The sequence below is a fragment of the Streptomyces sp. NRRL WC-3742 genome (assembly GCF_000720635.1).
In the GTDB taxonomy this organism is placed as follows: domain Bacteria; phylum Actinomycetota; class Actinomycetes; order Streptomycetales; family Streptomycetaceae; genus Kitasatospora.
This window is the reverse complement of the sequence record NZ_JOCF01000073.1, coordinates 1-19598: the sequence shown is the minus strand read 5'-3', so window position 1 is coordinate 19598 and position 19598 is coordinate 1. Positions and strand designations below refer to the sequence as shown.

Here is a 19598-nt window from a genome sequence, read left to right as displayed (position 1 = left end):
GCGGCCGATTGACGTGGCAGGTTCCTGAAGCGTCGCTTGTGAGCCGCGACAGGATTCTGTTACCAACGACCATATCGACGGCCGGAAGGAGGCAGCTGGTGCTTCAGGTGGTGTTCCGGATCCTGGGGCCCCTGGACGTCCAGGCGGACGGCAGCCCCGTACCCGTGGCGGGCGCCCGCCAGCGGACCATCCTCTCCATGCTGCTCCTCTCCGCCAACCGCGTCGTCTCCGTCGACGCGCTGGCCGACGCGGTCTGGCACGGCAACCCGCCCAACACCTTCGTCAACCAGGTCGCCATCTGCGTCTCGGGCCTGCGCAAGACCTTCAAGACCGCCGTCGGCGTCGACGACCTCATCGTCACCATGCACCCCGGCTACATGCTCTTCGTCGGCGAACATCGCATCGACGCCGTCGAGTTCGAGGAGGTCACCGCCCAGGCCCGGGAGGCCGCCCGCGGCGGCAACACCCCCGAGGCCGTCGAACTCCTCGACGAGGCCCTCGCGATGTGGCGCGGCCCCGCCCTCGAGGGCATCGCCGGAGAACGCGTCGAGGCCGAGGCCGCACGGCTCACCGAGATGCGCCTCGACGTGTACGAGGAGTTCACCGCACTGCGCCTCGACCTCGGCATGCACCGCGAACTCGTCGGCGAACTCTCGTCGTTCATCCGCGAGAACGGCCTGCGCGAACAGGCCCGCGGCCACCTGATGCTCGCCCAGTACCGCTCCGGGCGGCGCGCCGAGGCGCTGGAGACCTTCCGCGAGGGCCGCCGCCTGCTCATCGACGAACTCGGCATCGAACCCGGCCCGGCCCTCAAGGAACTGCACGACGCCGTCCTCGCCGACTCCCCCCGGCTCACCCTGCCAGCCGAGGCCGTCGCCGCCGCGCCCATCGTCGCCGCCAACCCCGCCCAACTGCCCTCCGACGTCGCCTCCTTCACCGGACGCGACGAGGAACTCTCCTTCCTCGACCGGCTCCTGGACGGGCGCGGCGAGACCGGAGCCCTGCCCGTCGGCTCGATCACCGGCATCGGCGGCGTCGGCAAGACGGCGCTGGCCGTGCACTGGGCCCACCAGGTCGCCGCCCGCTTCCCCGACGGCCAGCTCTTCGCCGACCTGCGCGGCTACGACGAGCACGACGAACCCACCACCCCCAGCGCCGTCCTGGACCGCTTCCTGCGCGCCCTCGGCGTGCCCGCCGAGCGGATACCCGTCGAACTCGTCGAACGCACCGCCCTGTTCCGCAGCGTCCTCGACAGCCGCCGGGTCCTCATCGTCCTCGACAACGCCCGCTCCTTCACCCAGATCCGCCCCCTGCTGCCCGGCAGCGGCCGCTGCTGCGTCCTGGTCACCAGCCGCGACCCCATGCAGAACCTCGCCGGGGACTACGGCTTCGTCCACCTCTCCCTCAACACCCTCGAACAGGACGAGGCCACCGAACTGCTCGCCCGCGTCGTCGGCGACGACCGCCTCGCCGCCGACCCCGCCGGCACCGCCCGCCTCAGCGCCCTGTGCGACCGGCTCCCGCTCGCCCTGCGCATCGCCGCCGCCCGCCTCGCCGCCAAACCCCACTGGTCGGTGCGCACCCTCGTCTCCCGCCTCGAGGACCAGCACCGCCGCCTCGACGAACTCAGCCAGGGCGAACGCGGCGTCCGCGCCGGCTTCCGCCTCAGCTACCGCGACCTCAACGAGCGCGCCGCCCGGATGTACCGCCTCCTCGGCCTGCTCAACGTCCCCGACTTCTCCGCCTGGGTCGGCGCCGCGCTGCTCGACATCTCCCCCTACGACGCCGAGGACCTCATCGAGGAACTCGTCGACGCCCAACTCCTCGAAGTCCTCTCCGACGCCGCCACCGGCCGCGTCCGCTACCGCTTCCAGGACCTGCTGCGCCTGTTCGCCTACGAGTGCGCCAAGGAACAGGAGGGCGAACCCGAACGCCACTCGGCCCTCCAACGCGCCCACGGCGGCTGGCTGTTCCTCGCCCAGGAGGCCCACCGGCGCATCTACGGCGGCGACTACACCGTCATCCACGGCCCCGGCCACCGCCACGAACTGCCCGAACACCTGGTCGCCGAACTGCTCGACGAGCCCATGGCCTGGTTCGAGGTCGAGCGCGCCGCGATCGTCGGCGTCGTCGACCAGGCGTCCCAGGCGGACCAGTCCGCCGTCGCCTGGGACCTCACCATGACCAGCGCCACCCTCTTCCAGAACCGCAACTACCCCGAGGAGTGGCGGCTCTGCGGCGAACGCGCCCTCGCCGCCGCCCGCCGCACCGGCGACGACATCGGCGAAGCCGCCATGCTGCACAGCCTCGGCACCCTGGAGATCGTCCAGTGGCGCTACGAGGAGGCGGCGGAGCGCCTCGACCACGCCCTGAGACTGTTCGACCAGCACGGCGAACAGCGCGGGCGCGCCCTCGTCCTGCGCAACCTCGCCCTCTACCAGCGCTACAACGGCGACCTCGACGCCTCCCGCGCCAGCGCCCACCTCGCCCTCGAGGGCTTCCGCACCGCCGGCGACCACTACGCCGAAGCCCACCTGCTCGGCATGCTCGCCCAGATCGAACTCGAGCGCGGCGAACCCCAGGCCAGCCTGCTGCTCTCCACCGAGGCCATCGCCCGCAGCCGCGAGGTCGGCTCCGCCCGCGGCGAGGCCCAGAGCACCGTCCGCCTCGCGGAGGCCCTGATCCGCGAGGGCGATGGCGCCCGCGCCGAGGAAGCCTGCCGCCGCGCCCTGGACCTGGTCCGCGGCACCGGCGACCGCCGCGGCGAGGCCCACGCCCTCCACGGCCTCGGCGAGGCCCAGTGGCGCCAGGCCCGCCTGAGCGAGGCCGTCGAAACCCTCGGCGAAGCCCTGGAGATCACCCGCAAGCTCCCCGACCGCTTCCTGGAAGCCCGCGCGGGCCTGGTCCTCGCCTGCGTCACCGCCATCGGCGGCGACCGCGTCGCCGCCGCCGGCTGCCTCACCGAAGCCGGCCGCCTCTTCGACGAGGTCGGCGCCCCGGTCTGGTCGGCGCGCGTACGGCGCCTGGACGAGCTGCTCCGCGGCGCGGGTGCGGTGAGCACCGAGATCCTGTGGGAGCTGCTCGAGTCCTGAGCCGGAGGAGAGAACCGGTAGCGCGGAGTCGTCACGCGTGACGGCCGGTCCTCATCGACGTTCGTGTTGTCTGTGCTGACTGCGGTGACCGGTCACCGGGGGCGGGTTCCATCGCGCCGGGGCCCGTTCGGCGGGCGCACCGGCCCACTCGGGCGCTGGGCCGGACGGCCCGTCACCACGCCGGGCGGCCGGGGGTCTCGGGGCGGGGGTGGCCCATTTCGGTGCCGAGCACCGCCGCCCGGACCAGGGACCACACCTCGCGCACCAGCTGCTCGCGCGGCGGCGGGACCGGGCGGCTGAGGGCGTGGGCGGTGACGGCGCGCATGGCGGCGACGGCGCCGATGGCCCGGGTGGTGGGGTCGGTGCCGCGCCAGCCGAGGGCGGCGGGGCGGTGTTCGGCGATCCGGTCGGCCATGGCGGTGGTTTCGCGCAGCTGTGCCTCCCGTTCCTCGGCGCGGACGGTCGGGTCGGTGGCGGTGCCCTGGAGCAGCAGCGGGGCGAGCGGCTCGCCGTGCACGTGGCGCACCCACGCGGAGACGATCTGCCGCTCGCGGCCCTCCCAGCCGCCGGAGGCCAGGCCCGGGTCGGCGAGCGCGGTGGCGGCGCTGAGGCGCCGGTGGAAGTCCTCGGCCTCGGCGAGGCCCGGCCCGAGCGCGGCGTAGGAGCGGACGGCCGTCAGCGTTTCGGTGCTCATCGTGTCTCCCTGGATCGAGTGGTTGGGGGGTGGGGCGGGTCACGCCTTCGCGGAGGTCCACGGGTCGTCGGCCGGCGCGTTGGCCTTGGTGGTGGGGACCGGCGCGATGATCGTCCACGGGTCGTCGGCGACGACGGCGGTCGCGGCGGGCGCCACCGCGCCGGCGACGACGACTGCGGCTCCGGCGCCGAGGACGGCCGCGGCGGCGAGGCGGGCGAAGCGGTTGCGGGCGTTGGTCAGGATGGCGTTCACGGTGTCCTCCACAGGGTGGGTCCGGCTCTTCGCCGGTCGGCCGGGGCTTCGTTCCTCGACCTGGGAAGGACACTACGGAGAGGTCGTTTTGGGCCTCTTTCAAATCCATTTCACCGCCGGGCCCCCGGGACCCCGCACGACGAAATCCGCCCGACATCCCCGAAAAAGACCTGGTCAGTAGCGTCGCCACCGTTATCGGGGCACACGGACCAGGTGCCGCGGACACCCTTCGGGGGCCGCGCACGGGGGATGGGGCGGGGCGATATGGAGTTCCGGATTCTGGGCCCGGTGGACGTCGTGGACGACGGCCGGGAGGTACCGCTGGACGGTGCCAAGCAGCGCACGGTGCTCGCTGCCCTGCTGCTCGCCGGCGGCCGCCTGATGCCCGACGACCGCCTCAGCTCCCTCCTGTGGGGCTGGGAGCCGCCGGCCACCTGGAACGCCCAGCTGTACACCTACGTGTCCCGGCTGCGGGGGCGCCTCGGCCCGCAGGTCACCCTGACGCGCAAGGCCCCCGGCTACCGGCTGGACCTCGGCGCGAACACCCCCGGCGCGAACACCCGCGGCGCGGACACCCCCGGCGCGAACACCGCCGACCTGCACGCCCTCGACCTGCACGCCTTCGAGCGCGCCGCCGAACAGGGCCGCGCCGAGCTGACGGCGGGCCGCCACGAGTCCGCCGCCGCCCTGCTGCGCGGCGCCCTCGCCCACTGGCGCGGCGCCCCGCTGACCGGCACCACCGAGCACCTGACGGACCGGGAGCGCCCCCGCCTGGAGGAACTGCGCCTGGCCGCCCTGGAGCACCGCCTCGACGCCGACCTCGAACTCGGCCGCCACGACGAGCTGGTGGCCGAGCTGACCAGCCTGGTCGCCGAGCACCCGGTGCGCGAGCGCCTGCGCGGCCAGCTGATGACGGCCCTGCACCGCTGCGGCCGCCAGGCCGACGCCCTCGGCGTCTACGAGCACGGGCGGCAGCTGCTCGCCGAGGAGCTGGGCGTCGACCCGGGCCCGGGCCTGCAGGGCCTGCACGGCGCGATCCTGCGCGAGGACCTGCCCGGCCCGGCCGCCACCCTCACCGCGACCGTGCACGCCCCGGCGACCCTCTGGACGGCGCTGCGCCCGGCGATGCTGCCCGCCGACACCCCGGACTTCACCGGCCGTACCGGCCAACTAGCTTTCCTGGCAGCCCGGTTGGGCCCCTCACCGGAGGCCCCGGTCACCGTGGTCACCGGCCCGGCCGGCAGCGGCAAGTCCGCCCTCGCCGTCCGCGCCGCCCAGCTCGCCCGGGAGGACTTCCCCGACGGCCAGCTCCACGCCGACCTGCACGGCCGCGAGGCCCGCCCCAAGAGCCCCGCCGAGGTGCTGGGCTGGTTCCTGCACGCCCTCGGCGCCGGGCCCCGGGAGATCCCCGACGGCCTGGACGAGCGCGCGCAGCTGTTCCGCAGCCGGCTCGCCGGGCGCCGGATGCTGCTGCTGCTGGACGACGCGGCCGACGACCGCCAGGTCCGCCCACTGCTGCCCGGCACCGGGCACTGCCGCACCCTCGTCACCAGTCGCGACCAGCTCGCCGCCCTCGAGGCCGCCCGCCCGCTGCTGCTCGGCCCGCTGGACTTCCCCGACGCCTACCAGCTGCTCTCCGCCGTCGCCGGCCCCGACCGGGTGGCCGCCGACCCGGCCTCGGCCGCCCGGATCGTCGAACTGTGCGACCGGCTGCCGCTGGCCCTGCGCATCGCCGCCGCCCGTCTGGCCGCCCACCCGCACTGGTCGCCCGCCGCCCTCGCCGACCGGCTCACCCCGGAGGAGCGAAGGCTGGACGAACTGCGCCTCGGCGCCCTGGACGTCCGCCGGAGCCTGCACCCCAGCCACCACGCGCTGGACCCGGCGGCCCGGGAGGCCCTGCACCGCCTCGCCCTGGCCGGCCCCACCGCGTTCACGGCCCGGGAGGCGTCCGAGGTGCTGCTGGTCGGGGTGCGGGAAGCCGAAGCGGTGCTGGAATCCCTGGCCGAAGCGCGGCTCATGACGGTGGGGGAGGAGCCTTTTCCGAGGTTCCGCCTGTCCCCGCTCGTCCGTCTCTTCGTCAACGAATCGACTGGCGTTCTCGAGGCTTCTTCGATCTGATTCTTTCTTCGTTCAATCCCCCCCTGAGGGGACCGGCCCACCGCCGGTCCCCTCGGGGGCTTTTCGTCATCCGCAGCCGCCGGCGTGCCCGAGGTCCAGGCTGCGCACCGCCGCCGTCTCGTCGATCCCGTGCTGCTCCAGCCACTCCTGGAACTCCTGCTCCAGGCTGTCGAGGATGGTGTTCTGGTCCATTGCGGCCTCCCGGCTCCGATTCGCGGCGGCTTCTCCGTCGCACATTCAGATTCGGGTCGGCGGCTATGAATTCCTTATATTCCGGAGGGCGTTCCGGAGGCCCCTCTGTATAGGTCCTCTATAGATCCCGCTCGCACGCTGGAGCCGACGAGGAATCGACGGTGGAAGGGGAGCGGAGATGGATGCCCGAATCACGAGCGTGGTGGTGCTGGGGGGCGGCCCGGCCGGCTGGATGAGCGCCGCCTACCTGCGCAAGGCGCTCCAGGGAACCGTCGAGGTGACGGTCCTGGAGGAGCCGGAGACCGCCGCCGACGCCGGGATCGAGGCCGCCCTGCCGACCCTCCAGCGCTCCTTCTTCGCCGCCCTCGGGATCTCCGAGGACGCCTGGATGCGCGAGTCCGGCGCGACCTTCGGCACGGCCCTGCGCTTCGTCAACTGGCGTACGGGCGGCGCGGGCGAGACCCGGCCCCGCGAGCTGCCGCAGGGCGGGCCCGACGCCTCCTACCACGCGTTCGGCCTGCTGCCCGAGTACGAGCAGGTCCCGCTCTCCCACTACTGGCACCACCGCCGCCACCACGGCGGCACGGTGGAGCCCTTCGACTACGCCTGCTTCCGCGAGCCCCCGCTGCTGGACGCCCGGCGCTCCCCGCGCTGGATGGACGGCCGCCCGGCCACCCGCTACGGCTGGCACCTGGACCGGGCCCGCTTCACCGACTTCCTGCGCCGCCACGCCACCGGCCGCCTCGGCGTGCGCCGGGTGCCCGGCACCCTGGCCCGCGTCGAGCTGGACGCCAACGGCTACATCGAGGCGCTGCACACCACCGCCGGAGAGGCGCTCGACGGGGACCTGTTCATCGACTGCTCCGGCCCCCGCGCCCGCCTGCTGCGCCAGGTGATGGCCGAGCCGTACCTCGACCTCGGCGACCAGCTGCTCTGCGACCGCGCGGTGACGGTACGCCTGCCGCACGACGACTTCGCGCACGGCCTGGAGCCGTACCGCACGGCCGTCGCGATGCCGGCCGGCTGGGCCGGGAAGACCCCGCTGCTCGGGGAGTTCGAGTCCAGCTACGTCTACGCGAGCGCCTTCGCCGACGCCGGCACGGCCACCGAGGACCTGTGCCGCCTCTGGGGCCTGGACCCGGAGAAGGCCGAGGTCGCCGAGACGGCCTTCCGGGCCGGGCGCACCCGCAGCGCCTGGGTGCGCAACTGCGTCGGCATCGGCTCCAGCGCGGGCCTGCTGGAGCCGCTGGAGCCCACCGCGCTGCACTTCGTCACCAGCGCGCTCCAGCAGCTGGTGCGCCACTTCCCGGCGGACGCCTTCACCCCGGCCCTGCTGGACGGCTTCAACCGCGAGGTCGCCACCGAGTTCGACGAGTCCCGGGACTTCGTCCAGGCGCACTTCGCCTGCACCCGCCGCACCGACACGCCGTTCTGGCGCGCCCACGGCCGGATCGCCCTGCCGGAGAGCCTGCGGGCCAAGACCCTCGCCTACTTCGCGGGCCTGCCGCTGGGCGCCCCCGCGACGGAGGAGCGGGCCTACTACGGCGGCGCCACCCCCGAGCCGGGCCGGATCTGGTCGAACGCGAGCTACTACGCCGTCCTCGCCGGGCTCGGCGTGGAGCCGGACGCCCCGCTGCCCGCCCTCGCCCACCGCCCGGAGTCGGTGCGCGGCGCCGAGCCGCTGTTCGAGCGGATCAAGCGCCAGCAGCGCAACCTGGTCGACACCCTCCCCGACGCCCACGACTACCTGCGCCACCTGCACGGCCGGTCGGTCGCCGACCGCTCCGGGGTGCGCCCCGGCTCCTGAGGGCCCCGGTCACTCCTCCCGCAGCTCCTCCCGCAGCTCCAGGACGGTGATCAGCCCGGCGTCGCCCACCCGCCCGGTCAGCCGGGCGGCGAGCAGCCGCGGCACGTCGGACTCCTGCGCGTACCCGGGCAGCAGCTCCACCCGGGCGTGCCGCACCCCGGCCTCGCCGCGCACCGCGTACGTCACCAGGTACGTGGTGCGCTCCGGCGGCGGAGCGGTGGGCGGTGGTACGGGCATCGGCGGATCGGTCTCCTTCGCGGTCGCTACGCGGTCGCTACGCGCTCCCCTTCGCGGCCTCCTCCTCGAAGTGTGGCCGAACCGGGCACATCGGGGCACAGTGGGAGCCATGCAGACCACCTGGAAGGGGACGATCAGCTTCGGGCTGGTCAGCATCCCCGTCCACCTGTACTCCGCGACCCAGGAGCACGACGTCCCGCTGCACCAGGTGCACGCCAAGGACGGCGGCCGGGTGCGGATGAAGCGGTACTGCGAACAGGAGGAGAAGGAGGTCCCGTACGCGGAGATCGCCAAGGGCTACGAGTCGCCGGACGGGCGCACCGTCACCCTCACCGACGAGGACCTCGCGGACCTGCCGCTGCCCAGCAAGAAGATCATCGACGTGCTGGCCTTCGTGGACGCGGGCGACATCGACCCGCTGATGTTCTCCAAGGCGTACTACGTCGGCGTCGCCGACCAGGCCGCCGCCAAGCCGTACGCCCTGCTGCGCGACGCCCTGCTGGAGTCCGGGCAGATCGCCGTCACCAAGATCGCCCTGCGCACCCGGGAGTCGCCCGCGGTGCTGCGGGTGCACGAGGGCACGCTCGTGCTGCAGACCTGCATCTGGCCCGACGAGGTCCGCCCGGCGGCGGGCATCGCCCCCGAGGGCGACGTCACCGTGCGGCCGCAGGAGCTCAAGATGGCGCGCTCGCTGATGGACACCCTCTCCGAGGACTTCGACCTCTCCCAGCTGCACGACGACTACCAGCAGGCGCTCCAGCAGGTCATCACCGCGCGGCTGGAGGGCGTCGAGCTGCCGCACGAGGAGGAGACCGGCGAGGCGCCGGACAACGTGATCGACCTGATGGAGGCGCTGCGCAGCAGCCTGCGCCAGGCCAAGGGCGGGCACCAGGCCGAGGCGCCCGCCGACGAGCGCGCCCCCGCCAAGAAGACGGCGGCGAAGAAGACCACCGCTGCCGCCGCCACGAAGAGCGCCGCCACGAAGACCGGTGCCACGAAGTCCGCCGCCAAGAAGACCGCGGTGAAGAAGACCACCACCCGGAAGTCGGCCCCACGCCGGGCCTCCTGACCCCACCCGACCTCCCCACCCCCGGAGGCGATCCCCATGGACCTGCTGACCTACAAGGAACTGGACACCGGCCCCCAGGCCGAACAGAACCCCGGCCTCGGCCACCGCCTCCGCAGCTGGCTGCTCACCCTCAGCCCGACCGTGGTGACCTTCATGGTCGCCCTCTCGGTGGGCCTGGGCATGGTCGCCACCCAGGTGAGCCTGACCCCGATGCTCGTGCTGATGGCGATCTTCTGGGGCCTGACGGTGATCGCCATGATCGGCGTCCTCGCCCGCTGGATGACGCCCGGCCGGGGCAGGCACCGCATGGCGTCCTGACAGCTGTCCCGAGGCATGTCCTGACACCTCTCGCGAAGCCCGCACCGGCCCCGGCCGGGGCCGGTGCGGGCGCTCAGCCGATCCACACCGTGGTGACGTTGCAGAACTCCCTGATGCCGTGCCCGGACAGCTCCCGCCCGAACCCGGAGCGCTTGACGCCGCCGAAGGGCAGCGCCGGGTGGGAGGCCGTCATCCCGTTGAAGAACACCCCGCCGGCCTGGACGTCGCGTACGAAGCGCTCCTGCTCGCCCTCGTCCCGGGTCCAGACGTTGGAGCTCAGCCCGAACGGCGTGTCGTCGGCGAGCGCCACCGCCTCGTCCAGGTCGGCGACCCGGTAGACGGTCGCGACCGGCCCGAAGGTCTCCTCCCGGTGGATGCGCATCGCCGGGGTGACGCCGGTCAGCACGGTCGGCTCGTAGAACCAGCCGGTGTCCCAGCCCATCGGCCGCCCGCCGCCGCACTCGATCCGGGCTCCGTGCGCCCGCGCGTCCTCGACCAGCTCCTCCAGGTCGTCGCGCCCCTGGCGGCTGGCCAGCGGGCCGACGTCCGTCGCCTCGTCCGTCGGGTCACCGACCTTCAGCGCTCCCATCGCCTCCGTGAACCCGGCCAGGAAGCGGTCGTAGACGTCGGTGTGCACGATGAACCGCTTGGCCGCGATGCAGGACTGGCCGTTGTTCTGCACCCGGGCCCGGACGGCGGTGCGCACCGCCGCCTCGAGGTCGGCGCTCGGCAGGACGACGTACGGGTCGCTGCCGCCCAGCTCCAGCACCGCCTTCTTGACCTCGTCCGCCGCCGTGGCCGCGACCGCCCGCCCGGCCGGCTCGCTGCCGGTGAGGGTGACGGCGGCGACCCGTACGTCCCGGATCACGCCCTCGACGGCGCCCGAGCCGACCAGCAGCGTCTGGAAGCAGCCCTCGGGGAAGCCCGCCCGGCGGAACAGGTCCTCGATCGCCAGCGCGGTGCGCGGCACGTTGGAGGCGTGCTTGAGCAGGCCCACGTTGCCCGCCATCAGCGCGGGCGCGGCGAATCGGATCACCTGCCAGAAGGGGAAGTTCCACGGCATCACGGCCAGCACCGCCCCGAGCGGCCGGTAGCGGACGTACGCGCGCGAGGCCCCGGCGTCGGCCACGTCGGCCGGGTCCGGGTGCTCGTTGGCGAGCAGCGCCTCTGCGTGGTCGGCGTACCAGCGCATCGCCTTCGCGCACTTGGCGGCCTCCGCGCGGGCCTGGACCAGCGGCTTGCCCATCTCCTCGGTCATGGTGCGGGAGAGGGCCTCCTGGTCCTGGTCGAGCAGGTCGGCGGCGCGGTGCATCAGGTCGGCGCGGGCGGCGAAGGGCGTGGAGCGCCAGCCGTGGAAGGCGGCCTCGGCGCGGGCCAGGCGCTGCTCGATGCCGGAGGCGTCGAGGGCGTCGAAGGTCTGGAGGGTCTCGCCGGTCGCGGGGTTGACGCTGGCGATGGGCATGCGGGGCTCCTGCGGGCTGGGGGCTGGGGGCTGGGGGCTGGGGTGCTGGTGCCGGGGTGCGGGCTGTTCTCACCCTCCCCGACACCCGGCCCCTGGGCACGCGCATGCGGCCCGGCGTGTCCCTGTGCCCCGCCGGATGTGCCCCGCCGGATGGTGCCCCGCCGGACCGCCACCGGGCGGCGTCACTCCGGCAGCGACTCGGCGCGCGCCGCCGCCTCCCGCGCCCTGGCCCCGGCCCGGGTGCGTCCGGCCGTCACCAGGCGGTTGGGGAAGCGGTGCAGGTACTCGGCCTCCAGCTGTCCCATGCGCAGGGTGTGCCGCTTGAGCGCCTCCTCGGAGCCGTACAGGAAGGTCTCGTGGCGGGTGCGGTGCATCTGCTCCAGTTCGTGCAGCAGGGTGTCGTTGCCCAGCGCGTGCGGGGAGACGCCCTCGGGCCGGGTGTGCGGGTCGTCGACGTGCCGCATGTCTCGCTACCTCCTCGGCGGAAGCCCCCTCCTCCAGGGTGCGCGCCCCGGCTCCGCCCGTACAGCCGGGCGGGGTTCCACAAGAGACGTTGTAAAAGAACTGTCGTACAAGAGTTCTTGTATATATCCTCCCGACATGGACGAGACCACACGCCGGCCGCAGGACACCCGGGCGATCTCCGACGCCCGGGTCCTCGCCGCCCTCACCCACCCGCTGCGCCGCCGCCTGATGGACCTGCTCAAGGTGGACGGCCCCGGCACCGTCGGGCAGCTCGCCGAGCGCACCGGCCAGGCGGTGGGCAACGTCAGCCACCACCTCAAGGTGCTCGCCGAGAGCGGGCTGATCGAGGAGGCCCCCGAGCTCGCCCGCGACCGCCGCGAGCGGTGGTGGCGCCTGGCGGACCGGCAACTCACCTGGGCCCGGGCCGACTTCGACGGCGACCCGGTCTCCGAGGCCGTCGCCGACGCGGCCGGCTCGATCATGGCGGAGCGCCAGATCGAGCTGGTCCGCGAGTGGGCGCTGCGCCGCAGCGGCTACCCGGCCGACTGGCAGGACGGCTGCGCGATCGCCACCCAGGGCTGGCTGCGGCTCACCCCCGAGGAGGCCCGGGAGCTGGCCGCCGACCTGCACGAGGTGATCCAGAAGTGGGTGAACCGGCCCGTGCCCGAGGACGGCCGCGAGCGCGAGACCGTCCTGGCCTTCGCCCACAGCGTCCCGGCGCGACCGTGAGCGCCACCCTGGAGGCGCCCGAACTCGCCTCCCGCTGGGGCCTGTTCACCCACCGGGACTTCCGGCTGCTGTGGGCGGGCCAGACGGTCAGCAGGCTCGGCAGCAGCATCACCTCGATCGCCCTGCCCCTGGTCGCCGTGCTGGCCCTGGACGCCGGGCCGCAGGCCGTCGGTCTGCTGACCGCCGCGGCCTGGCTGCCCTGGCTCTTCTTCGGCCTGCCCGCCGGGGTGTGGGTCGGCCGGGTGCCCCGGCGCAGCGTGATGATCGTCTGCAACCTGGGCTCGGCGGCGCTGTTCGCGAGCGTCCCGCTGGCCTCCGGGCTCGGCGTGCTCACCCTCACCCAACTGCTGGCCGTCGCCTTCCTCACCGGCACGGCGGCGGTCTTCTTCGACGCCGCCTTCCACGCCTACCTGCCCGAGCTGGTGCCCGCCGAGGACCTGATCGAGGCGAACGCCAAGCTGGAGGGCAGCGCCTCGGCCGCCAATGTCGCCGGGCGGGGCCTGGCGGGCCTGACCGTCCAACTCCTCGGCGCGGCGGCCGGGTTGCTCGCCGACGCCGTCAGCTTCCTGATAGCCGCCGCCACCCTGCGGGCGATCCGGGCCCGGCCCGCAGCAACGCCTGCAGCGGCGCTCGGAACAGCGGCCGGAGCAGCGCCCGTCGCAGCGCTCGAAGCCCCCGCCCGGGAGGGCCTGCTGCGCGAGGTCCGCGAGGGGCTCGCCTTCCTGTGGCGGGACCCGTACCTGCGCGCCTTCACCCTCTACGGCGCGGCCGCGAACTTCGCCCTCGCCGGCGGCTACCAGTCCGTCGCGGCGCTCTTCCTGGTCCGGGACGCGGGGATCGCGCCGGGCTGGGTCGGCGCCCTCGCCTCGGCGGGCGCGGTCGGCGGCATCCTCGGCGCGCTGGTGGCCCGGCCGCTGTGCCGGCGGCTGGGCACCGCGCGCGGGCTGCGGATCGTGCTGCTCACCGTTTCGCCGGTGGGCCTGCTGATGCCGCTGGCCGGCCCGGGCGCCCGGGCGGCGTTCTACGTGGTCGGGCTCTTCGGGGTGGTCGCCGCCGTCACCCTGGTCAACGTGGTGCTCTCCAGCTTCCGGCAGTCCTACACCCCGCCCGCCCTGCTCACCCGGGTCACGGCCGGCGCGATGGTCGCGGGCTACACCCTCATCCCGCTGGGCGCCCTGGCGGCCGGCGCGCTGGGCGACGCCGTCGGGACGCGTGCCACGATGTGGGTGATGACCACGCTGCTGGCCCTGTGCGGGGCGCTGCCCCTGGCGTCCCCGCTGCGGACCCTGCGCGACCTGCCCGGGCGGCCGGGCCCGACCGGCAGCAGCAGCTCCTAGGATGAATCCATCTAAACCTTAAGAATCCGCCCCCGACAGCACGGATCGATCGCATATGCCGCTTCCCAAGGCCGAACTCCACCTGCACATCGAAGGCACCCTGGAGCCCGAGCTCGCCTTCGCGCTCGCCGACCGCAACGGCGTCCGGCTGCCCTACGCCGACACCGAGGCCCTGCGCGAGGCGTACTCCTTCAGCGACCTGCAGTCCTTCCTGGACCTCTACTACGCGCTGATGGCCGTGCTGCGCACCGAGCAGGACTTCGCCGACCTCGCCGACGCCTACCTCGCCCGGGCCGCCGAGCAGGGCGTGCGGCACGCGGAGATCTTCTTCGACCCGCAGGCCCACACCGCCCGCGGGGTGCCGCTGGAGACCGTCGTCAACGGCCTCACCGCCGCCCTGGAGAAGAGCGAGGAGCGCCACGGCATCAGCACCCGGCTGATCATGTGCTTCCTGCGCGACGAGTCCGCCGAGTCCGCGCTGGAGACCTTCGAGGCCGCCCGCCCGTACTTCGACCGGATCACCGGCATCGGCCTGGACTCCGCCGAGGTCGGCCACCCGCCGGTCAAGTTCCGCGAGGTCTACCGCCGCGCCGCCGAGGCCGGGCTGCGCCGCGTCGCCCACGCCGGGGAGGAGGGCCCCGCCTCGTACATCACCGAGGCGCTGGACGTCCTCGGCGTCGAGCGGATCGACCACGGACTGCGCTGCCTGGAGGACGGCGAACTCGTCGCCCGCCTGGTCCGCGAGCAGATCCCGCTGACCCTGTGCCCGCTCTCCAACGTGCGCCTGCGCTGCATCGACACCCTCGCCGACCACCCGCTTCGCGAGATGCTGGACGCGGGCCTGCTGGTCACCGTCAACTCCGACGATCCGGCCTACTTCGGCGGCTACGTCGAGGACAACTTCCGCGCCGTTCGCGAAGCCCTGGCGCTGGAGCAGGAGACCCTGCGCCGCCTGGCCGCCAACTCCTTCCGCGCCTCCTTCATCGACGAAGACCGCCGGGCCGAACTCCTCGCCGAGGTCGAGGCGTTCGTCTTCGAGCCGTCCGAGCTCTGACCCCGGGAACGCGAGCGGCCGTCCCCCTTCCGTGAGCGGGAGGGGGACGGCCGGGCGGGGCCTCAGGCCGTGTCTTTCGGCTCAGAGCAGGGTCGACCAGTAGTACCAGAACCGGTTCAGCACCAGCAGCGCCACGACGGCGTACCAGAGCGCCGGAACCGCCCAGTGGTAGCGGGCCAACTCCCGCACCACCGGCCGAAGTCGGCGGCCGACCGGAATGACGCCGCTGCGCAGGTTGTGCAGCGTGGTGTACCAGAACAGCGGGATCATCGCCGCCCACACCACCATGCAGTACGGGCACAGCGCGTTGATCCGGTAGAGCGCCTGGTACATCAGCCAGCTCACGAAGCCGATCCCGAAGACCGTCCCGGCCTGCAGGCCCAGCCAGAACCAGCGCCGGTACGAGGCGCCCGCCAGGAGCCCGGCGCCGATGGCGATCACCACCGCGAAACCGGCCAGGCCCAGCAGCGAGTTGGGGAAGCCGAACGCCTCGGCCTGGTCGCTGCGCATGATCGAGCCGCAGCTGATGATCGGGTTGATGTTGCAGCTGGGGACGTAGGACGGGTCCTTGAGCAGCCGCAGCTTGTCCAGGGTGAGGACGGCCGAGGCGAACAGCCCGAGCGCGCCCCCGACCAGCAGCAGCCAGGCGAACGGGCGGCTCGCGCCGTACGTCCGGGCCGACGGCCGGCCCGGCAGCTGGGCCGGGGCGGCGGGGGCCGTCATCCGCCCACCTGCTGCTTGACCATCGCGGTGAACTGCTCGGGCGAGACGGCGTTGCCGCCGGTGAGGACGTCCAGCTTCTTGCCGTCCAGCTTGACGGTCGGCGTGCCGGTGACGTCGCTCTTGTTGAACTCCTCGTTCACCTTGGCCGCCCACGGCTTGTAGGTGCCGTCCTGGACGGCCTTCACGAAGGCGTCCGTCTTCAGGCCCGGCACCTGGCCGGCGAGGTCGAGGATGTGGTTGACGTCGCCGAAGGCGTCGCTGCTCTCCTGCGGCTGGTTGGCGTACAGCACGTCGTGGAACGCCTTGAACTTGTCCACGCCCTCGTTGAGCGCCGCCCCGGCCGCCGCCAGCGCGGTGCGCGAGCCGCTGCCGCCGAGGTTGTCGTCCAGGAACGTCGCCAGGTGGTACTCGATCTTGTACGTGCCGGCGTCCGCGCCCTGCTGGAGCGCCTTGCCGGTGGTGGTCTCGAGCTTCTCGCAGAACGGGCAGCGGAAGTCCTCGTACACCGACAGGGTGTGCGGGGCGTCGGCCTTGCCGTAGGTGACCACGGTGCCGTTGGTGCCGGTGGCGTTGGCGGGGACCACCAGCGGGCCGTTGGCGGAGGCGCCCGAGCCGGAGCCGGAGGAGCCGCCGACGGCGAAGGCCACCCCGGCCGCGAGGGCCAGCACGGCGGCGGAGGAGACGCCGACCACGACCCGGCGGCGGATGCGCTCGGAGCGCTCGGCCTGCTCGCGGGCGACGCGCATGCGCTCGGTGGCGGAGGTCTTCTTCTCGGTCTTACGGGAGTTGCTCATGGGGTGTCGTCCAGTGCTCTCGGGCGTGCAAGGGGTTGCGAGAGGACCGACCGCCGGGAGAGTGCTCTCAGGCGGCCGGGACGAACACCGGGGGACCGCGCCGCACGGCCGGGCGCACGAACGCGTCCTCGGCGGGAACGGCGGGGCGGCTGGCCTCGGGCAGCGGCACCCGCACCACCGGACGGGCCGGGACCGGCGCGGCGAGCAGCCGCAGCAGCCGGGCGAGGGCCGGCACGTGCCGGTGCGCGAACTCGCCGACCATGCGCACCGTCCGGGCCAGGCAGGTCATCGCGGCGTCCGCCCGGCGCAGCCCGTACGCGCCGATCAGCGCGATCGCCGTGTGCAGCAGCAGGAGCAGCAGCACACCGGCCTGCTGGGAGACGCCGTGGCCGAGCAGGAACCCGCCCAGCGAGCCGCCGCCGCACAGCAGCGGCTGGAAGCCGTGCGCGGCCTCGGGCGGCAGCGAGGGACAGGTGGACTGGGCGACGTCGAACAGTGCCCCGGCGCCCAGCTCCAGCGGCAGGAACACCGCCGCGACCGCCGCGTAGCCGCGCTCACGCCCGGCCAGGGCGAAGGCCGTCGCGAAGACGGCCAGGCCAGCCAGGCCCATCGTGGCGAGCGGCAGCGCCCGGCCGGTGACCAGCACCTGGCCGAGCCCGGCGAGCAGCACGACGAGCGCGGCGAAGACCGCCGCGCGCAGCGTCCTGGTGACCGGGCCGATGTCCATGGCATCCGAGTCTGCCACAGGTTGAAACCGGAACGGTCGGCGCCGAGGGCTGCTGTGAAGAGCCTCACCACCCGCGCTGAGCTGGGCTTATCCCCTCCTTACGGCGTGCGGGCGCCGCCCGGTGGGGGCAGACTGGGCCGCATGCCGGAGCTGCCCGAGGTCGAGGCGCTGAGCGCCTTCCTCTCCGAACACCTGACCGGGCGCGTGATCGCTAAGGTCCAGCCGGTGGCGATCAGCGCCCTCAAGACCTACGACCCCCCGGTGACGGCCCTGGAGGGGGCGAGCGTCACCTCCGTCACCCGGCGCGGCAAGTTCCTGGACATCGAGGCCGGGGGCCTGCACCTGGTCGTCCACCTCGCCCGGGCCGGCTGGCTGCGCTGGAAGGAGACCCTGCCCGCCGAGCCGCCCCACCCGAGCCCGAGGAACCCGCTGGCGCTGCGGCTGCGCCTGGAGGGCGGGGCGGGCTTCGACCTCACGGAGGCGGGGACGAAGAAGGGCCTCGCCGTGTACGTGGTGCGCGACCCCGCCGAGGTGCCAGGCGTCGCCCGGCTCGGCCCGGACCCGCTGGAGGTCACCGAGGAGGCGTTCGCCGCGCTGCTGCGCGGGGAGCGGCGCCGGATCAAGGGCGTGCTGCGCGACCAGAGCGTGCTGGCGGGCGTGGGCAACGCCTACTCGGACGAGGTGCTGCACGCGGCGCGGATGTCCCCGTACAAGCTGGCGGCCGACCTGGACGAGGAGGAGACGGCCCGGCTGTACGAGGCGCTGGGCAGCACCCTGCGCGAGGCGGTGGAGCGCTCGCGGGGTCTGGCGGCGGGGGAGCTCAAGGCGGAGAAGAAGATGGGCCTGCGGGTGCACGGCCGCACCGGGCTGCCCTGCCCGGTCTGCGGGGACACGGTGCGCGAGGTGTCCTTCGCGGACTCCTCGCTCCAGTACTGCCCGACCTGCCAGACGGGCGGCAAGCCGCTGGCGGACCGGCGGCTTTCCCGGCTGTTGAAGTAGCCGCGGGCCGAGGTGTGCGGCCCGGGGCCCCGTCCGGCGGACGAACTACGGCCGTAGTGCCACTGCTCCAGTAGTGCCACTACGGCCGTAGTGCCACTACTGGAGTAGTGGGACGCCCGGACGGGCCTCAGCGCTTCACCGCCACGCCGCCCCAGTAGTACGCGGCCTTCGGGTCCGCCGGCGGCTCGCCGTCCGGGCGCCAGGCGAGGACGGGGGCCAGGCCCGGCTCGACGAGGTCCCAGCCGTCGAAGAAGCGGAGCACGTCGTCGTGGGAGCGCGGCACCAGGGTCATCCCGCCGGCGCGGGCGGACTCGGCGACCTTGCCGACGGCCACCGGGTCGAAGTCCTGGGTCGGGGTGGTGAGCGCCAGGCAGCTGCCGGAGGGCAGGGCGTCGCGCAGGGCGGCGACGCGGCCCCACGGGTCGTCCTCGTCGGCGATCAGCATCAGCACGGCGATCATCAGCAGGCCGACGGGCTGGGTGAGGTCCAGCGTCGAGGTGAGCGCCGGGTCGGCGAACAGCTCCTCGGGCTTGCGCAGGTCGGCGTGGATGTAGGTGGTCCGGCTGGCCGGGCTGGAGACCATCAGCGCGCGGGCGTGGGCGAGGACGATCGGGTCGTTGTCCACGTACACCACGCGGGTGCCGTCGCTGACGGACGCGGCGATCTCGTGGGTGTTGGGCGAGGTGGGGATGCCGGTGCCGAGGTCGAGGAACTGGCGGATGCCGTGCTCCTGGGCGAGGTGGCGCACGGCGCGGCCCTGGAAGGCGCGGTTGGCCTTGGCCATCTGCTTGATGCTGGGCACGGCCTCCTCGATGGCCTGGCCCATGGCGCGGTCCGGCGGGAAGTTGGTCTTGCCGCCCAGCCAGTAGTCGTAGACGCGGGCCGAGTGCGGGGTGGCGGTGTCGACGCCGAAGCGTTCCCACTCGCTGAGCTCGACCTTGTCCGCGTCCTGCGCGCCCGGCTGGGGGAAGTCCTGACTTGTCGTCATGGCCACGTCCTCTGATGGCAGATCATCACACTGGGAGAGCACAGCGTAGCGACCCTCACGGGAACCCGGGCGTCCGGCCGGGGAAGCGCGGGGGAAGTCCAGGGAACACCGGGTGCGCCGGGTGCGCGGGGTGTCGGCCCGGGCCTGTTCTAGCCCGTCGGAGTGGTGATCGGGGGCGCCCGGGGTCAGTGGCCGTGACCGGCGGGGGAAGTATCAGAAATGCTGTCTGATCGTCAGATTACTTCGCGAAGATTGCTGCTGGTCGCGGCCGGCATGTCCCTGCTCGGAGCCGCCGCCGGCTGCCGTGGCCCGTTCGCCGGCGAGCCCTCCGCCGCCGCCCCGCCGAGCCCGGAGGCCGCCGAGGCCGGGCCGCTCGGGGCGGCGCCGGCGGGCTCGCCCTCGCAGTGGCCCCCGGCCTCCGGGCCCGCCACGCCCCCACCCTCGCCCGCCCCGCCCTCATCCGCCCCGCCCTCGTCCCCCCCCCCTTCTTCCCCCGCACCGCCGTCCCCGTCCGTGCCCGCCCCCGGCGCGGCCACCGGGG

Annotated in this window: 19 protein-coding genes and 1 pseudogene; 9 read left to right on the top strand and 11 right to left on the bottom strand. The window is 73.8% G+C overall.

The features are described 5' to 3' along the window. The first annotated feature begins 98 nt into the window (after positions 1-98). The gene (locus IH61_RS49785) at positions 99-3092 is read left to right on the top strand and encodes an AfsR/SARP family transcriptional regulator (protein WP_078911560.1); all 2994 of its coding nucleotides are present in this window, start codon (positions 99-101) and stop codon (positions 3090-3092) included. A 172-nt stretch (positions 3093-3264) separates the two neighbouring features. On the opposite strand, the gene IH61_RS46430 is transcribed toward IH61_RS49785, so the two are convergent. Together IH61_RS46430 and IH61_RS0132155 are read right to left on the bottom strand one after the other, a co-directional pair. After that, entirely contained in the window at positions 3265-3786 is a 522-nt protein-coding gene (locus IH61_RS46430; protein ID WP_051838447.1) for a hypothetical protein, read from the bottom strand. 39 nt (positions 3787-3825) lie between these two features. Continuing rightward, positions 3826-4038, bottom strand: coding sequence for a hypothetical protein (locus tag IH61_RS0132155; protein WP_158845519.1), 213 nt, complete (start codon positions 4036-4038; stop codon positions 3826-3828). 264 nt (positions 4039-4302) lie between these two features. Here IH61_RS0132155 and IH61_RS0132150 point away from each other — a divergent pair, with 264 nt between their 5' ends. After that, positions 4303-6156, top strand: a complete 1854-nt coding sequence (locus tag IH61_RS0132150; RefSeq protein ID WP_031076362.1) for an AfsR/SARP family transcriptional regulator — start codon at positions 4303-4305, stop codon at positions 6154-6156. Positions 6157-6222: 66 nt separating this feature from the next. Here the strand turns inward: IH61_RS0132150 and IH61_RS49780 are convergent, their stop codons facing one another. Further along, positions 6223-6348, bottom strand: a complete 126-nt coding sequence (locus IH61_RS49780) for a hypothetical protein (protein ID WP_267884084.1) — start codon at positions 6346-6348, stop codon at positions 6223-6225. A gap of 178 nt (positions 6349-6526) precedes the next feature. Here IH61_RS49780 and IH61_RS0132140 point away from each other — a divergent pair, with 178 nt between their 5' ends. Beyond that, on the top strand, positions 6527-8155 hold the full coding sequence (locus IH61_RS0132140) for a tryptophan halogenase family protein (protein ID WP_031076360.1): 1629 nt from the start codon (positions 6527-6529) through the stop codon (positions 8153-8155). 9 nt (positions 8156-8164) lie between these two features. Here IH61_RS0132140 and IH61_RS0132130 read toward each other — a convergent pair whose 3' ends face one another. Beyond that, positions 8165-8392, bottom strand: a complete 228-nt coding sequence (locus tag IH61_RS0132130; RefSeq protein ID WP_031076358.1) for a hypothetical protein — start codon at positions 8390-8392, stop codon at positions 8165-8167. Between the two features lie 109 nt (positions 8393-8501). On the opposite strand from IH61_RS0132130, the gene IH61_RS0132125 reads away from it, so the two are divergent. Further along, positions 8502-9461 (top strand): Ku protein, encoded by a 960-nt coding sequence (locus IH61_RS0132125; protein ID WP_031076357.1) that lies wholly within the window; start codon positions 8502-8504, stop codon positions 9459-9461. 36 nt (positions 9462-9497) lie between these two features. Further along, positions 9498-9779 carry a hypothetical protein gene (locus IH61_RS0132120; protein WP_031076355.1) on the top strand — a complete coding sequence of 94 codons (282 nt, stop codon included), beginning with the start codon at positions 9498-9500 and terminating at the stop codon, positions 9777-9779. Positions 9780-9852: 73 nt separating this feature from the next. On the opposite strand, the gene IH61_RS0132115 is transcribed toward IH61_RS0132120, so the two are convergent. Beyond that, the gene (locus IH61_RS0132115; RefSeq protein ID WP_031076353.1) at positions 9853-11241 is read right to left on the bottom strand and encodes an NADP-dependent succinic semialdehyde dehydrogenase; all 1389 of its coding nucleotides are present in this window, start codon (positions 11239-11241) and stop codon (positions 9853-9855) included. A 182-nt stretch (positions 11242-11423) separates the two neighbouring features. Further along, positions 11424-11705, bottom strand: a complete 282-nt coding sequence (locus IH61_RS0132110) for a DUF6158 family protein (protein ID WP_031076352.1) — start codon at positions 11703-11705, stop codon at positions 11424-11426. 136 nt (positions 11706-11841) lie between these two features. Between IH61_RS0132110 and IH61_RS0132105 the strand changes: the two genes are divergently transcribed. The 3 genes from IH61_RS0132105 to IH61_RS0132095 are packed head-to-tail and all read left to right on the top strand — an operon-like array spanning position 11842 to position 14826. After that, positions 11842-12435: an ArsR/SmtB family transcription factor gene (locus tag IH61_RS0132105; protein ID WP_031076350.1), complete on the top strand. Its 594-nt coding sequence runs from the start codon at positions 11842-11844 to the stop codon at positions 12433-12435. Then, positions 12432-13772 carry an MFS transporter gene (locus tag IH61_RS0132100; RefSeq protein ID WP_051838446.1) on the top strand — a complete coding sequence of 447 codons (1341 nt, stop codon included), beginning with the start codon at positions 12432-12434 and terminating at the stop codon, positions 13770-13772. Before IH61_RS0132105 ends, IH61_RS0132100 begins: the two co-directional genes overlap by 4 nt. A gap of 55 nt (positions 13773-13827) precedes the next feature. After that, complete coding sequence (locus tag IH61_RS0132095; protein ID WP_031076345.1) at positions 13828-14826, top strand: adenosine deaminase; 999 nt, start codon at positions 13828-13830, stop codon at positions 14824-14826. 81 nt (positions 14827-14907) lie between these two features. Here IH61_RS0132095 and IH61_RS0132090 read toward each other — a convergent pair whose 3' ends face one another. The 3 genes from IH61_RS0132090 to IH61_RS0132080 all read right to left on the bottom strand — a co-directional run bounded on the left by IH61_RS0132090 (position 14908) and on the right by IH61_RS0132080 (position 17070). Then, positions 14908-15549, bottom strand: coding sequence for a vitamin K epoxide reductase family protein (locus tag IH61_RS0132090; RefSeq protein ID WP_031076343.1), 642 nt, complete (start codon positions 15547-15549; stop codon positions 14908-14910). After that, positions 15546-16343: a DsbA family protein gene (locus IH61_RS49775; RefSeq protein WP_031076341.1), complete on the bottom strand. Its 798-nt coding sequence runs from the start codon at positions 16341-16343 to the stop codon at positions 15546-15548. Before IH61_RS49775 ends, IH61_RS0132090 begins: the two co-directional genes overlap by 4 nt. A gap of 67 nt (positions 16344-16410) precedes the next feature. Beyond that, entirely contained in the window at positions 16411-17070 is a 660-nt protein-coding gene (locus IH61_RS0132080) for a hypothetical protein (RefSeq protein WP_051838445.1), read from the bottom strand. Between the two features lie 141 nt (positions 17071-17211). Here IH61_RS0132080 and IH61_RS0132075 point away from each other — a divergent pair, with 141 nt between their 5' ends. Then, positions 17212-18069 (top strand): Fpg/Nei family DNA glycosylase, encoded by an 858-nt coding sequence (locus IH61_RS0132075; protein WP_031076337.1) that lies wholly within the window; start codon positions 17212-17214, stop codon positions 18067-18069. A 127-nt stretch (positions 18070-18196) separates the two neighbouring features. On the opposite strand, the gene IH61_RS0132070 is transcribed toward IH61_RS0132075, so the two are convergent. Further along, complete coding sequence (locus tag IH61_RS0132070; protein ID WP_037973649.1) at positions 18197-19057, bottom strand: SAM-dependent methyltransferase; 861 nt, start codon at positions 19055-19057, stop codon at positions 18197-18199. Positions 19058-19290: 233 nt separating this feature from the next. Next, a pseudogene (locus IH61_RS49135) lies at positions 19291-19598 on the bottom strand (hypothetical protein); the annotation flags it as partial.